Origin of the sequence: Cellulomonas telluris (assembly GCF_004886325.1) — a bacterium.
Lineage (GTDB): Bacteria > Actinomycetota > Actinomycetes > Actinomycetales > Cellulomonadaceae > Cellulomonas > Cellulomonas telluris.
Genome location: NZ_QXFN01000125.1, coordinates 1 through 508 on the forward strand (window position 1 = coordinate 1; position 508 = coordinate 508).

The 508-nt window shown below is 73.8% G+C and carries 1 protein-coding gene; it reads right to left on the bottom strand.

What is annotated here, in order from left to right; translation table 11 throughout:
- On the bottom strand, positions 1 to 508 hold a 508-nt coding region (locus tag FB586_RS19040; protein ID WP_136520881.1), incomplete at both ends, for a M24 family metallopeptidase.

Consider the following 508-nt stretch of genomic DNA (forward strand, 5'->3'; position numbering starts at 1 on the left):
TGGCGCTGCGGAGCGTCCAGCCGTCCTCGTCGGTGACCAGCTCGTCCGTGTCGGCCATGATCCACGGCTCGAGGGCGAGGAGCAGGCCCGGGCGCAGCTTGTAGCCGCGGCCGGGGCGGCCGTCGTTGGAGACGTGCGGGTCCTGGTGCATCGTGGTGCCGATGCCGTGGCCGCCGAACTGCATGTTGATCGGGTAGCCCGCCTCGCCGAGGACGGCGCCGATCGCGTGGGACAGGTCGCCGATCCGCGCACCCGGGCCGGCAGCGGCGATGCCGGCTGCCAGCGCGCGCTCGGTGGTCTCGATCAGGCGGACGCTCTCGGCCGCCCGGGTCTCACCCACCACGAAGCTGATCGCGGAGTCGGCGGCGATGCCGTCGAGCCGGACCGCCAGGTCCAGGGTGAGCAGGTCACCGTCCTCGAGCCGCTGGTCGCGCGGGCGGCCGTGGAGCACGGCGTCGTTGACGGCGGTGCAGACGTAGTGGCCGAACGGCCCACGCCCGAACGACGG